General features: G+C 53.4%; 11 protein-coding genes and 1 tRNA gene. 7 read left to right on the top strand and 5 right to left on the bottom strand.

Translation table 11 applies throughout. From position 1 onward, the window contains the following. Positions 1 to 279 precede the first annotated feature (279 nt). Positions 280 to 1,917, top strand: coding sequence for an ATP-binding protein (locus ACNQ0T_RS04235; RefSeq protein WP_022649372.1), 1,638 nt, complete (start codon positions 280 to 282; stop codon positions 1,915 to 1,917). Then, a complete protein-coding gene (locus ACNQ0T_RS04230) occupies positions 1,907 to 2,599 on the top strand; it encodes a response regulator (protein ID WP_022649373.1) in 693 nt (230 codons plus the stop codon). The genes ACNQ0T_RS04235 and ACNQ0T_RS04230 overlap by 11 nt, the downstream gene beginning before the upstream one ends. A 98-nt stretch (positions 2,600 to 2,697) precedes the next feature. Here ACNQ0T_RS04230 and ACNQ0T_RS04225 read toward each other — a convergent pair whose 3' ends face one another. Continuing rightward, positions 2,698 to 4,833: an ornithine decarboxylase gene (locus ACNQ0T_RS04225; RefSeq protein WP_023298579.1), complete on the bottom strand. Its 2,136-nt coding sequence runs from the start codon at positions 4,831 to 4,833 to the stop codon at positions 2,698 to 2,700. Between the two features lie 181 nt (positions 4,834 to 5,014). On the opposite strand from ACNQ0T_RS04225, the gene ACNQ0T_RS04220 reads away from it, so the two are divergent. The 3 genes from ACNQ0T_RS04220 to ACNQ0T_RS04210 all read left to right on the top strand — a co-directional run bounded on the left by ACNQ0T_RS04220 (position 5,015) and on the right by ACNQ0T_RS04210 (position 7,180). Then, positions 5,015 to 5,728, top strand: a complete 714-nt coding sequence (locus ACNQ0T_RS04220) for a DUF554 domain-containing protein (RefSeq protein ID WP_003862452.1) — start codon at positions 5,015 to 5,017, stop codon at positions 5,726 to 5,728. A gap of 95 nt (positions 5,729 to 5,823) precedes the next feature. Further along, positions 5,824 to 5,899: transfer RNA gene (locus ACNQ0T_RS04215), tRNA-Phe, on the top strand. Positions 5,900 to 6,586: 687 nt separating this feature from the next. Continuing rightward, positions 6,587 to 7,180 (top strand): DUF4225 domain-containing protein, encoded by a 594-nt coding sequence (locus tag ACNQ0T_RS04210; RefSeq protein WP_417929655.1) that lies wholly within the window; start codon positions 6,587 to 6,589, stop codon positions 7,178 to 7,180. Here the strand turns inward: ACNQ0T_RS04210 and ACNQ0T_RS04205 are convergent. From ACNQ0T_RS04205 to ACNQ0T_RS04195, 3 genes are all read right to left on the bottom strand, one after another. Next, the gene (locus ACNQ0T_RS04205) at positions 7,158 to 7,484 is read right to left on the bottom strand and encodes a hypothetical protein (RefSeq protein WP_023298582.1); all 327 of its coding nucleotides are present in this window, start codon (positions 7,482 to 7,484) and stop codon (positions 7,158 to 7,160) included. The genes ACNQ0T_RS04210 and ACNQ0T_RS04205 overlap by 23 nt on opposite strands. A 389-nt stretch (positions 7,485 to 7,873) precedes the next feature. Next, entirely contained in the window at positions 7,874 to 9,673 is a 1,800-nt protein-coding gene (locus tag ACNQ0T_RS04200) for an ATP-binding protein (protein WP_275062100.1), read from the bottom strand. Next, positions 9,670 to 10,302, bottom strand: coding sequence for a response regulator transcription factor (locus tag ACNQ0T_RS04195; protein ID WP_003862456.1), 633 nt, complete (start codon positions 10,300 to 10,302; stop codon positions 9,670 to 9,672). Before ACNQ0T_RS04195 ends, ACNQ0T_RS04200 begins: the two co-directional genes overlap by 4 nt. Before the next feature lie 175 nt (positions 10,303 to 10,477). Here ACNQ0T_RS04195 and ACNQ0T_RS04190 point away from each other — a divergent pair, with 175 nt between their 5' ends. Beyond that, positions 10,478 to 10,792: a lipoprotein gene (locus ACNQ0T_RS04190; RefSeq protein ID WP_417929654.1), complete on the top strand. Its 315-nt coding sequence runs from the start codon at positions 10,478 to 10,480 to the stop codon at positions 10,790 to 10,792. 114 nt (positions 10,793 to 10,906) lie between these two features. Further along, entirely contained in the window at positions 10,907 to 13,939 is a 3,033-nt protein-coding gene (locus ACNQ0T_RS04185) for an autotransporter domain-containing protein (protein ID WP_417929652.1), read from the top strand. Between the two features lie 61 nt (positions 13,940 to 14,000). Here ACNQ0T_RS04185 and ACNQ0T_RS04180 read toward each other — a convergent pair whose 3' ends face one another. Further along, positions 14,001 to 14,528 (bottom strand): helix-turn-helix transcriptional regulator, encoded by a 528-nt coding sequence (locus tag ACNQ0T_RS04180; RefSeq protein ID WP_045308383.1) that lies wholly within the window; start codon positions 14,526 to 14,528, stop codon positions 14,001 to 14,003. Between the last annotated feature and the right edge of the window lie 116 nt (positions 14,529 to 14,644).

Genomic DNA, 14,644 nt, shown 5'->3' with positions numbered 1-14,644 from the left:
GGCATATTAAAAGCGAAGTTTTAATGGCCGCTATGGTTTTAATGGTTTCTTTTATTTAATGTGATTTATGCCTTATTTATTACCGTGGTTTTTATGGTTTCTTTTCTTAACTGAACAAAGAAATAACATTTATTCATTTAACCTTAAGAGGATGAGACTTTCGGAAAAATCTTTTACAGGCTGCGCTGTGCAAGGGATCACAAGTTTTCGGCAAAGCGGGCATCCTGGCCTTAAAAGATGATATATTCAGCCGACCTGTTGATATCTCGCGTGATAGTTATGAAAGTATCGTTTCAGATCAAGCTGTTTATTTCGCTGGTCGCCTTTTTCTCAGTGCTGTTCGCATTACTGGGCGGATATTATTATGTCGATGTCGGCAGGCAGCTTTATCAGGAAATGAGCGCGCGCGCAAAAATACAGGCCGAAGAAATTGCGCTTATTCCTTCTCTGCGAAAAGAAGTCGAACAAAAGGATATCCAGGGCATCCATGACTTTATGCAGAAAATAGCCGCCCGCAGCGACGCCAGTTTTATTGTGATTGGTGACAATAAAGGGCTGCATCTTTTCCATTCCGTGTTTGCCGACCGGGTAGGCAAAACGCTGGTTGGCGGAGACAACGACGAGGTATTACACGGCAAAAGCACCATCACCATCCGCAAGGGCGGGTTAGGCATTTCGCTGCGCAGCAAAGCGCCCATTTTTAATGATGCCGGGCAGGTGGTGGGGATTGTTTCGGTAGGCTATCTCACAAGCTATCTGGACACCATCACCGTCAGCAAGGTGGTTAATATCCTGATTGCCGCCGTGCTGCTGCTTATCGCCCTGTTTATTTTCTCCTGGTTCTTCACCCGCAGCATCAAGAAGCAGATATTCTCTCTGGAGCCGCGCGAAATCGGCCTGCTGGTGCGTCAGCAAAAGGCGATGATGGAATCCATTTATGAAGGGGTGATTGCCATCGACGACGATCTCCGCATTGAGGTGATTAACCAGGCGGCGCGTAAATTATTAGGCTTACGCCAGCCCGCCCGCGAACTGCGGGGTCAACTCATCAGCCAGGTGATCGCGCCCGTCCCGTTCTTTAACGCGCAAACCATGCTTGCGAAAGACACCCACGATGAGATCTGTCGCTTTAACGATCTCACGGTCATTGCCAGCCGGGTGCGGATCATGCTGGAAGATGCGTTGCAGGGCTGGGTGATCACCTTTCGCGATCGCAACGAGATCGACTCGCTCAGCGCCCAGCTCAGCCAGGTGAAGCGCTATGTTGATAACCTGCGCATCATGCGCCATGAACAGCTGAACCGCATGACCACGCTGTCCGGCCTGCTGCATATGGGCCGTTATGACGAGGCGATCCGCTACATACAGGCGCAGTCGGAACACGCTCAGGAGCTGCTGGACTTTATCTCGTCCCGCTTTAGCTCCCCGACGCTGTGCGGTTTGCTGCTTGGAAAGGCCGCCCGCGCGCGTGAAAAAGGCGTTGAGCTGAGCTTCGATCCGGCCTGCCGGGTGGACAAACCCTTCCTGCCGCTGCTCGAATCGGAACTAGTCTCGATCATCGGGAACTTGCTGGATAACGCCATCGAAGCGACCCAGCGCGCCCCGCTCCCGCATGCCCCGGTAGACGTGCTAATAAAGTTGAACGAGCAGGAACTGATTATTGAAGTCGCCGACCAGGGCGTCGGCATCACACCGGAGATCCGCGACCGGATCTTTGAGCGCGGCATCACTACCAAAACGCGCGGCGATCACGGTATTGGCCTGTATCTGATTGAAAGCTACGTCACGCAGGCTGGCGGTGCAATTGAAGTTGCCGATAACACCCCACGCGGTGCCATTTTCTCACTGTTTATTCCCGCCACGGGAACGGTCCGGCACCCCGTACAGGAACTGGAAGATACCGACTATGCAACATGAACTTATCGACGTACTGATTGTTGAAGACGAGAACGAACTGGCGCAACTGCACGCGGAGCTTATCGGTAAACATCCGCGCCTGAGGCTGGTGGGGATTGCCGCGTCACTGGCCGACGCGCAGGTACAACTGGAGAGCAAACAGCCGAAGCTGATGCTGCTGGATAACTATCTGCCGGACGGCAAAGGCATCACCCTTATCAGCAACCCGATGCTCACCCGCGCCAACTGCTCGGTGATTTTCATCACCGCCGCCAGCGATATGGACACCTGTAGCCAGGCCATTCGTAACGGCGCGTTCGACTACATCCTCAAGCCAGTTTCCTGGAAACGCCTGAGCCAGTCGCTGGAACGTTTTGTGCAGTTTGCCGAACAGCAGCGCGTCTGGAAGATTGTCGACCAGCAGAACGTGGATTCACTCTATCAGCTACAGGCGAAAAATTATCGACTGGACAACGGCAGCAAAGGGATAGAGGAGAACACGCTGGCGCGGGTGCAAACGCTGTTTAACAACAAGGCGGCGCACTGCTTTACGGTGGATGAGGTGGTGAGCGAGACGGGACTGAGTAAAACCACCACCCGGCGCTATCTGGAACACTGCGTGGAGGTGGGTTTTCTGACGGTGGAGATGCTGTACGGGAAGATTGGGCATCCGAGAAGGATGTACCGGCGTAGTGCGACTTAACTCCCCTCACCCCGGCCCTCTCCCCAAAGGGGCGAGGGTGAAAAGACGGCTCCGTGCAATCCCTCTCCCCTTTGGGGAGAGGGTTAGGGTGAGGGGCCCTACTTTAACACGTACCCATACAGTCGCTTGATCCCGTCGGCATCCTTCTCGCTGTAAACGCCCTGCAACTCTGGCGAGAAACCCGGCAGCATATTAATGCCCTCTTCCAGCGCCAGGAAGTAGCGCTGTACTGCTCCACCCCAGACTTCCCCCGGTACCACGCACAGCACGCCCGGCGGGTATGGCAGCGCACCTTCGGCGGCAATGCGTCCTTCGGCGTCACGAATACGCACCAGTTCGACATTCCCGCGAATGTACTCCTGGTTGGCATCCTGCGGGTTCATCACCACGGCAGGCAGGCTCTCCTGGCGGAACATCGCCTTCTGTAAATCCTTCACGTTAAAGCTGACGTAGAGATCGTGCATCTCCTGGCACAGCTGACGGATCGTATAGTCGCGGTAACGCACCGGGTATTTCTGATAGATGGTCGGCAGCACATCCACGAGCGGCGTATCGTCTTCAATATGCTGTTCAAACTGCCCCAGCATCGCCACCAGCTGCATTAGCTTCTCCGCGCTCTCGGCTGGCGTCAGCAGGAACAGGATGGAGTTGAGATCGCACTTCTCCGGCACAATGCCGTTTTCGCGCAGGTAGTGGGCGAGAATGGTCGCCGGAATGCCGAAATCGGTATAGTGCCCTGTTTCAGCATCAATGCCCGGCGTGGTCAGCAGCAGCTTGCACGGATCGACGAAATACTGCTCGCGGGCATAGCCTTCAAAACCGTGCCATTTTGCACCCGGTTCAAAACTAAAGAAGCGACGCTCGCTGGCGATAGCCTGCGTGGGGTGATCCTGCCATGGCCGCCCCGCCACCACCGGTGGGATAAAGGGTTTGATCATATTGCAGTTGGCGATGATGGCCTTGCGCGCTTCAATGCCCAGCTCGACGCATTCAGCCCACAACCTGCGTCCGCTCTCACCCTCGTGGATCTTGGCGTTCACGTCCAGCGCCGCAAACAGCGGGTAAAACGGGCTGGTGGAGGCATGCAGCATGAACGCATTGTTCAGCCGCTTGTGCGGGCAGAAGCGCGACTGACCGCGAATATGGTTATCCTTTTTATGGATCTGTGAGGTTTGCGAGAACCCGGCCTGCTGTTTGTGGACCGACTGGGTCACGAAAATTCCCGGATCGTTCTCGTTAAGTTCCAGCAGAAGCGGAGACGTTTCCACCATCATCGGGATAAATTGCTCGTAGCCGACCCAGGCGGAGTCAAAGAGAATGTAGTCGCAAAGGTGACCGATCTTGTCGATCACCTGACGGGCGTTGTAGATCGTGCCGTCGTAGGTGCCGAGCTGAATGATCGCCAGACGGAACGGGCGCGCCTCGGCGGCTTTCTGCGGCGCGACGTCACGGATCAGTTCCCGCAGCCAGGCCTCATCAAAGCAGTGTTCATCGATCCCGCCGATAAAACCAAACGGATTACGGGCTGCCTCAAGATAGACAGGCGTTGCCCCGGCCTGGATCAGCGCCCCATGATGGTTGGACTTATGGTTGTTACGATCGAACAGCACCAGATCGCCACGGGTCAGAAGCGCATTGGTCACCACTTTATTGGCCGCCGACGTGCCGTTCAGCACGAAGTAGGTTTTATCCGCGTTGAACACTTTCGCCGCGAACTTTTGCGCGTGCTTGGCAGAACCTTCGTGGATCAGCAAATCACCGAGCTTCACGTCGGCATTGCACATATCGGCACGAAACACGTTTTCACCGAAGAAGTCGTAAAACTGCCGACCGGCGGGATGTTTTTTAAAAAAGGCGCCGTGCTGGTGACCCGGACAGGCAAAGGTGCTGTTTCCCATCGCCACATACTGGCTCAGGGTGTCAAAAAAGGGTGGCAGCAGGTTCTCTTCATACCGGCAGGCGGCAGATTCCAGTTCCAGCAATTCCTGTGCTTTACCCGAGATGATCGCCGTGACACCCTCTGGCACCTCTCCTGGCTCTGTTGAGAACATAAATACTGGTAGCTGAAAGCCCGTACGCTTCAGCAACGCAAGAATGCCGCTGTAGCTTTCAACAACCGTAATGACGACTGCCGCCACATCGGTGAAATCGGTGTTATCCAGCATAACCTTTTCGCGATGCGTAGAAACTTTGGATACCAGCTCACGGCTGACGGCAATTTTCATGGTTTTCATAAGCGCAAATACCCTCACCGAACGGTGAGACAGGAAGGAGAAAATTCGCGCAATCATGTCACCTTTTATTTTCAGGTGCAAGAAGGAATCAGTATGCGTTACGCCTCCCAAAGCTAAGCATAATCAGGGACGGACGTGCCATAATCATGCAATGCCAGTGCTTAAATAACAGGAGTTAAACGTGGTGATTGGACCCTTTATCAATGCGGGAGCCGTATTGCTGGGCGGTGTACTTGGGGCAGTATTAAGTCAGCGGTTGCCGGAGCGTATTCGCGTCTCCATGCCCTCCATTTTTGGCCTGGCGTCGTTAGGGATTGGTATCCTTTTAGTGGTGAAATGCGCCAACCTGCCGGTGATGGTACTGGCGACACTGCTCGGCGCGCTGATCGGCGAGTTTTGCTATCTGGAAAAAGGCATTAATCACGCGGTAGGTAAAGCCAAAAATCTGATTGCCCGACCGGGCAAGGCAAAGCACGGCACGCACGAGTCGTTTATTCAGAACTACGTTGCGATCATTATTCTGTTCTGCGCCAGCGGCACGGGGATATTCGGTTCGATGCAGGAAGGGATGACCGGCGATCCCAGCATATTGATTGCGAAAGCGTTTCTGGATTTCTTTACTGCCACCATCTTTGCCACCACCCTCGGCATCGCCGTGGCGGCGATTTGTGTACCGATGCTGCTTATTCAGCTGGCGCTGGCCACCTGCGCCACGCTGATCCTGCCGCTGACGACGCCTGCGATGATGGCGGACTTTACCGCCGTCGGCGGCCTGCTGCTGCTGGCGACAGGGCTGCGCATCTGTGGCATCAAGATGTTTGCAGTGGTGAACATGCTCCCTGCCCTGCTGCTCGCGATGCCGCTATCCGCGCTCTGGACGCACTTTTTCGCTTAAGTTTGCGACGAAATGGTGAGAGAGTGTGCAGTCTGCACCGAAAGCAACAAATTTCGTTGACGCCGGAGGGAGGATCGGGTTTAATGCGCCCCGTTGCCCGGATAGCTCAGTCGGTAGAGCAGGGGATTGAAAATCCCCGTGTCCTTGGTTCGATTCCGAGTCCGGGCACCACTTATTTATAACCCTCGCTTCGGCGGGGGTTTTTGCTTTCTGAGTCAGCAACTCGTTGTTTGAACAGTAGTTACCGCCCTTATCTCTCCTCAGGCCCCGCTTCCCGGTGGTACAACTGGCGTTGTTTACCGCCTTTACCGCCACACAGAAGCAGAAAAACCTGACCTTCACCGATCTATTTGAGCATTACAAATGCACATATCAATTGGACAGAGCCCGACAGAGCGGCATCACGTATCCGTGATTACCCCCATCGGCTAACTGTTTTATTAGATTCATCGGTGGTAAATCCATCCGGGACATCCTGAAAAGTGACCTTTCGGCGTTCCGTACACTGCTGGAACAGGCCCTGGCTAACCGCAGTAAAGTAGGCCGAGGAACGAAGCTGTAAAAAGCGACTTCTACTTCAGACACCGTAACCACATTGCTACTATATTGTGTGTGCGTTGGCACGCATGGCTGTCATGGGGGCATTTATCAGTCTAAGCAGAGGCCGGTAAAGCAATTGAGAGGAACTACAATGGATGCAGCATTACTTAACATGATGCGCTCAGATGGAAGAAATAAAACCTGTCGGCTTTTCATCTCAGCGATAGTTTGACTCGAATGAAGTTTGTTCAGGAAATTCGGGACCTCATAGAACATCAGTTTACGTTAGCTCGTCGGGCTAAATCAGATGAAGAATGCATGGAATGCGTTAAAATTCTCAGAGAAGAAAACAGTAACCTGCTGGAACAAGCGCGTTTATTAAGAACGAAGGCAGCGAAGCTTTACGCTAAAGTCGAGTTTATCCGAGAGAATAACAAAATTGTTGGGTATGTGATCTCGGCTGTTAGTGTTGTCCTGGCCGGTGCTGAAATAGCCGCAGGATTTACCCTCATAGGCACTATGACCCCTCTCGGGGTTCTTGCTGGTGCGATTCTGGTTACTGACGGGACAAACAGCATCAGTAAAGAAGTGGCTCGCTACGCAACTAACAACACTACCAGTGAAGGGCTGGTCGCGAATGCCGCGATGTCTACAGCTGAGTTTATGGGCTTTAGTCGTGAGAATGGGTTAGGTGTCTACAAATCAATTTCACTGGCCGCTAATGCGTACACCATTTTTGGCTTGTTACGGCGACCTGGTACCTGGCGACTGTTTCGTTATCTCCCTGCTGACTATTACCGAAAGGTGAGCACACTGAGCCGCCCGCAGCTTACAATGAAAATAGCGGGTTATGGCGTGAAAGCTAAGATTATTTTTGATCTGTTGTCCGTCAGCGACCCGTCCCAGAATTAGTCAGCATTTTACGATAACGCCAGGATTTGTAGCCAAGTTTTGCTGGCGTTATATACCAGATGAAAGGTAGTACAATCAATAATGTGAGCGCAAGTGTCAGGCTTGTATCCTTGGATGCAAGTAAAAGAGTTAAAGCCAGTATGATGAAGGCAATAATAGTTATCCACTTCATAGCCTTAAAACGATTGGCCAGATCATGAGTTACGCTATCAAACGAACCACCGTAATTTTCAATATTGTTTTTTAACTTTTGAAGATCTCGTTTGCTAAAACCTGATTTTAAAAGTGCCTCTTCGCTGGTCATTCTATTATCCGTCCCATAACTCACTGAAACCTGTGACGAAGTTTAACTTAATTTTGCGGATAAATCGCTACCTGACGATATTCGTCAAATTTATATATATCAACGAGTTGAAGATATCTTAGAGTATACGCTCGAAAACTGACATTATTGCCCACTGCGGAACTTCGCTGGTAGCAACTCTAATGACTCCTTCGGGGCCGTTTCCAACATCTCCCGCCCTGCCCGGTAGAAGCAACATGCAGATCACCACAGGAGGCTGAATCATGCACGATGAAATCATTAATCAGGCCCGCGAAATCCTCCCTCAGCGGCTCAACCATACCGACACATTGGCATCACAGCAGGACACCGCGTACTATCTGGCCCTACAGTGAAGCGCAATGCTGCTATTATCTATTCCCGTATCCACGACACCCCGACCACTGCGTCAGCAGCGCATACAGATTAGCTGGCTCGAGAGGCTTGCGGAGCACCAGATACCCCTCCTGCTCCGCCTCCAGCAGAACCGGTGAATTAAATTCGCCACTGACTATCGCGCCGCTCATATCCGGCAGACGGTCAAAAAGCGCTTTCAGGATATCGAAGCCGCTTTCGCCGGATCGCAGACGCTGGTCGCACAGCACGGCGAACGGCGTAAAGCCGTCGTCGATTATGGCAAACGCTTCTTCAGCCGAGGCCGCACAGCGTACGTCGATTCCCCAGATGTTCATCAGGCTCTCCCAGGCAGACGTCACCAGCGGGTCGTCATCGACGACCAGGCAGGAACCGTGCAGGGGCGCATAGCGTACCGGCGTGGCGGTGTTGTCAGCGGCGGGCGGGATATCCGGCGCAATGTCTTCACCAACGTATTGGGTAAAGCGCATCCAGAAGCGTGAGCCTTTACCTTCAATGGATTGCATCCCGTATTTCACCTTCATCAGCTTGGCACAGCGGGCCACTACGGCCAGTCCCAGCCCGTGTCCGGCGCTGTCGATCTTCCATGCCAGCTCGGGGCGGTAGTAAGGTGAGAAGATTTTGCCCTTCTCTTCATCGGCGATACCGACTCCCGTGTCCCACACCTCCACCATACACTCGTCACCGCGCGGTCGGATGGCGACCAGCACCCCGCCCTGGAGCGTGTAACGAAGGGCGTTTTGAATCAGGTTAATCAGGGACTGTCGCACCAGCAGCGAATCGCCCATCACGTAGATACGGCGTTTAGGCCGCCGGATGCACAGCCTAAGCGCGCGGCTGTTGGCCTCTTCGCGAAACAGCGTGATGACCGAGTCGAGCAGAGCACCGATATCCACTTTGGTCGGGACAGAGAGGACATTCCCGGATTCTATTTTGCTGAGATCGAGCAGAGAGTTGAGCATTAAATGTACCGAGCGAACGCTCTGCTGCAGGTCAAGAAGCTGTGGCGTCAGGCTGTCGTCCCGGTTTCGGTGAAGGATGGCTTCGATCAGAAAGCCCATAGCGTGTACGGGCTGGCGCAGATCGTGGCTGGCGGTGGTCAGAAACTGATTTTTATCCAGCAGTGCCTGCTCCGCGTCCTCTTTGGCCTGACGAAACTGTTCCGCCAGGCGTGAGCTTTTTTCCTCAAGCAGTGCCTGCTGAATAAAGAACGCATGGGAAGTTAACGCATGGCGGTAAATTGCGAAGCCGTAAAGCAGATTCAGCATGAGCACGATGAACATCAACTCATCCAGCCGCCAGATAATACCGAGGTTCAGCACCCCCCAGGAGGCGAAGAAAAAGCGCGTAAAGGTGCTGATGACCGGCGTCAGATGCGTCGCATTGGCGGCGACGATAGCGGCGATGCTGATATTAAGTAACAGGAAAAAGTCAAAATTCTGCGTCTGTGGAGTAATTAAATAGAGCGAAGAAATGCCCAGCCCGTGAATAAAGGCGATATTATTAATACGCGGAAGCCAGCGTCGCAGGACGTCCCTATCACCGTTTTCTTTCGCTTCACGCTGATAGCGTCGGTGCAATAGTCGTATCGCCACGGCACATAGCAGATAAATAATTATCCAAATAATCGTTGGGCCGAGGTCGTCCCCAAGCATATAAATCCAGATGGCGAAAGGAATACCCACAAAGGGCACAGCACTAAAGCTAAATACCAGCCGCAGAAAGGTGTTGTTTAGCAAACGGATCTGCGCCGGAGCAGAGATACCTTCGTTTTGTAAGCTCTGGAAAAACCTCATTCCGACGGTTCCTGCTTGCCGTGCAGAAGCGTGATGGCTTCGACCCGGCTGTTAACACCTATCTTTTTCAATATATTGCTGATGTGTTCTTTGACCGTGGGCTCAGAAATTGAAAGCTGTGCGGCGATTCGTTTATTTGGCAGGCCGCGCATAATCATATTTAATACGTCTATTTGTCGCGGCGTTAAGTTAAATTTACTTAACTTCTCATTATTTGCCTTAACGGAAATTTCGTTTCCCTCAGGAAACCAGGTCTGATTATCAGTGAGTGCGAAAACGGCCCGCGAGAACATCTCAGGTGGCTCGCTTTTCAATACAAAACCGTGTCCCCCGGCGGCATTTACTTTGCGCCAGATGTCATTATTGTCATCCCCGCTGACCACCAGGAGTCGTACCTGTGGGTAAAGTTGTTTTACTTCTTTGAGTAATTTCAGGGCCGTTCCGGAAGAGAGCCAAAAATCGATTACCAGCAAACGTGGCGGGCCATGATCCCTAATTTGGCGGTAGCAATCATCCTCATTCGTCACCACACACGCCTGTTTAAACTGGCAATGTGTAATCAGAAAATTGGCGATGCCGCTTGCTACCAATGGATGGTCATCAACGACTAACGCATAATTCTGTCCCAAAGGAGCCTCCTTTTACCTTCGCATATCTTAGAGTACAGATGAATTATTATCTACCCACCCTACTTTAGGAGGGTTTTTTCGATTAGGAAAGAGAAATATATTATTCGCTGATTTGGGTAAAAGAAAACATAAATACAATCAGTGAAATTAACTGGTTGGATATCAAGGATAATTTATGAAAAAACCACTAATCGTTTTAACCGTTACGTTGATGCTAGCCGGTTGTTCCACGTTGAAAACCGATCAGGCTATTCCACTCCTGCAAGCGGAGACCGCTAAAATGCTGGGACTGGGCTCATCGGATGAAATAACCGTGACCAACGTTAATGGCGCCCAGCCGGACGCACTGGGAGGACATAAACTGTCTTATCGCGCCACGACAGAAAAAGGGCGTATTTTCGATTGTTCATCAATGATGATGCCGGGGATTTTAGGATCCGCACCGACGCTAAGCGCGCCAACCTGTACACCTGTTGTCACACATAAATAATTAACGCCGCATCAAAAGGCGTACATAAATAACGCCTTTTACATTTTCTGACGTATCTGAGTTTTCATAAAAACGATTTTCCAGACATCACGCTAATGAGTACGGAGATAGCCCGTGAATAACTCTACATCGCATGCTTTAGCGGTTAAGACGCCGCTTTCCAGACTTTACCTCGCTCTATTTTCCGCGCCGCTGTTACTGTTTTTACCTGCCGATATCGCGCGTGCAGCCGATGCCTTTTTTGATGGCGACTCGCGTATTACCGAAACGCTGGGTTACACCGGAGATGTTTATGTTGGACGTAATCAACGCGGAAACCTGCTGATCGATAATGGCAAAATCACCGCCTATAACATCAATATCGGTCGGCTGTTCGACGGCAAAATTTATGAAAGCGTGGTCACGGTCCGTGGGCCAGACGCTGAGCTTAACGCGGTGAACGATCGGTACGTCCTGCGCGGCGACCTGAATCTTGGCCTCGGCACCCTGCGAGTCGAAGAGGGCGCGCTGGCGAGCGCAAAGGAGATTGTTGTCGGCACCACCCGGGGCTACGACAGCCACCTTATCGCCACGGGTGCCGGCTCTCGCGTGACCAGTAATTTTCTGAGCGTAGGCACCGATCTGGGCGCACGCTCCACGCTGGCGATTGAAGACGGCGCGGCGCTCAATACCGCCTACGATGCGCGCATCGGGAATGGTACCGGGCCGGGTGAAACCGACACGCTGAGCCCGAAAGCCACCGTCACGGGGAGTGGCTCACAGTGGAACGTTGGCCGTACGTTGACGCTTTATGGCGACCTGGACGTACTGGACGGCGGAGCGGTTAACGTTGGCGGCGTGCAGGTGGCAGGCGTCTCCGGCGCAGGGAAAACCGCCGAGTTGGTTATTGCGGGCAAGGACTCGCGCTTTACCAGCGGCAGCAGCGTGAGCGTGGGCGATTACGGCAATGGCGTGCTGTCTGTGATTGACGGCGGTTCATTTTCCGCTGGCAGCAATGCGCTGATCGTGGGGACATCGGGTTCCGGCTCGAACCGGGGTGCGCTCATCATCGGCAGCCGCGGCAATATGGACACCGGCACGGGTTTAACTGAGCCAACACCTGGCACGGCGGGCGGCGCAGGTACCCTCGATGCGAAGACGGCAATCAGCCTGCGTGGCGGACTGTTCGGCAGCTATGTCTACTTCAACCATACCGACGGAAATTACATCTTCAGCAACACGATGAGCGGTGAAGGTGATGTGATCAACACCTCCGGGCAAACGACGCTGAACGGCGATCTTTCCGCACTCAAGGCGAACGTAACCGCGCGGGGCGGTAAAGTTATCATTGCCAGCAATATTAATACCCAGCCAGAAGACGATATTTTTGATGTTCAGACGCTTAGCGCCGAGAACGGCGGTACGCTGATCCTCAACGCGACGGCGGGTTCAGACGTCAGCGACGGGGTCGGTTACAGCAGCGCCGCGTCAATCAAGTCCGGCGGCACGCTGGGCGGCAACGGCACGCTGGGCCAGACCGAGATCCTGTCTGGCGGGCATATCTCGCCTGGCGACGGCAATATCGGTACGTTGACGCTGAAACGCTATCTGAACTTTATCGGCGAATCCTTCTATGACGTGGATATCGCGGGCGATGGCAGCAGCGACCAGCTACTGGTATCGGGCAAAACCACCATCAGCGATCGGGCTAAGGTACAGGTCACCGCGCTGGATCCGCAAACCAGCTATAAAACGGGCCAAAGCTACCGCATTTTGACCTCCGACGGGGGAATTGACGGTGAGTTCGCCGGAGCGATTTCCAAATCCGCCTTCCTGGACGTGGCGCTTGAGCAAAGCACCAACGCCGTCGATCTGACCATCGCGCAGAAAGAAACCGGTGGCGAGAATCCTGGAGGAGAAAACCCCGGAGGCGAAAACCCTGGCGGTGAGAATCCCGGAGGCGAGAACCCGGGCGGTGAAAACCCCGGAGGTGAAAACCCGGGCGGTGAGAATCCTGGCGGCGAAAACCCGGGCAGCGGCAAGCCGGGCATTTTCCAGACCGTGGCCCAAAGCAGCAACCAGTGGAATACCGCTGGCGCGCTCTCCACGCTGACGCAAAGTGGCCCGTCGCTGGCGCTGTATAACTCGCTGTTGCTGCTGAGCGCGCCGGAAGCGCGCGAGGCGTTCAACCAGCTGTCTGGCGAAGTTTATCCATCAATGCAGTCCAACCTGATCGCTGGCAGCACGCAGGTGTTTAACGTGTTAAACCAGCGTATGCAGCGCGCGTTTGATAACGACAGCCTGCCGATCCCACCGTTAGCCATGTCGCTGGTGCAGCAGCCGGAGCCGCAAAACAATGGCGTCTGGGGCCAGACCTTCAGCTCCTGGAGCCGAAACAGCGGCGACGGAAACGTGGGCAAGCTGGACGGCAACACCACCGGCTTCCTGCTGGGGGCAGATCGCAAGCTGGCGGATCATAACGTGCGTGTCGGCGGCTACTTCGGCTACAGCCGGGGTGATTACGACGTCGACAGCCGTCGCTCCTCAACGGATACCGACAACTATCACCTTGGCCTGTATGCGGCGGGTCAACAGGATGCGTTCTCCCTTCGCGGCGCGCTGGGTTACACCTGGCACAAGATCGAGGGCGAGCGCAATGTTGATTTCAGCGGCTTCTCGGATCGGCTGAAGTCAGATTACGACGCTAACTCGCTGCTGGCGTTTACCGAAGCGGGCTACCGTTTCGGCCAGCCAGACAGGAATATTGAGCCGTTCGTCAATTTATCGTACATCCGGCTGCATACCGACAGCTTCAGGGAAGACGGCGGTGCCGCTGCGCTGAGCGTCCGTAACGAAACGATGAACACCTTCTATTCCACACTCGGGGTGCGCGGTGTGACCGAGCTGCCGAAGAACGTTAACCTCTACGGTTCATTGGGATGGCAGCACGCTTATGGCGATAAAAATACCTCTTCGCGCATGGCGTTTGCGGGCAGCGACGCGTTCATTACTCAGGGGCAAGCCGTGGATGAGGACGTAATGGTGGGTGATATCGGCGTGAGCGTACAGCTGTCGCGTGCTGCGACGCTGGATGTGGGTTATCAGGGACAATATGGTGCGGATACCCGCGTCAACTCGGTGAACGCCAATCTGCGCTGGTCGTTCTGAATTATTTCCATTAAAAGAACCCGCCCTCGTGGCGGGTTTGTGCTTTTGGCTTCTGACGAAGCTAGGGATCGTTCCCAGCCGCGTCCAGCAGTTTGTTTTTGAAGATAAACAAACACGCCTCGTTGAAGTTCCCTGCCCCTAACCGCTCCGATAGCGCCGTTCGCTTGCGATAGAGGCTTTTAACCGACATATTCAGCTTATCTGCAATCTCTTCCATTGACCTCCCTGCCTTCAGCAACCGGAGCATTATCGCTTCATGTCTACTCAGCCGTAAGTTAAGCAGCCATTTGGTTGTCAGACGCCAGCCTTTCATATCAAGCACCAGATTGAATAACGACGCCATATCCGGAGGCGTAAGCGACGTGTTCATAAACAGCTTCATACTGTGCAGATCCTCCTCTCGAGGGCGCATATCCAGCATAACGCAGCAGATGGTTTTTCTCGTTCTGGCCGGATGGCGTATCAGGTAATCATATAAACGGAGCGGCGTACGGCTATCAATCAGTACAGTATATTCATTTGCGTCGGTATCAAATATGTTTCTGTCTATCGAACAGAGGCAAATTATATCCGGGAAAAATAGCCGCATCCCCCTGACAAGGAAACAATCCTGAGTCACTAACACTATTGAAGTCGCCACTAATCATCCCTTTTAGATTAAAGCAAGCCCGCCTCTTAAGAAACAAGGACGCTTTCGTTTATAGC

It is taken from the genome of Enterobacter cloacae complex sp.6700776, assembly GCF_048284255.1.
In the GTDB taxonomy this organism is placed as follows: domain Bacteria; phylum Pseudomonadota; class Gammaproteobacteria; order Enterobacterales; family Enterobacteriaceae; genus Enterobacter; species Enterobacter intestinihominis.
The sequence above is the reverse complement of the archived record's forward strand: the minus strand, read 5'-3'. Positions and strand labels throughout refer to the sequence as shown.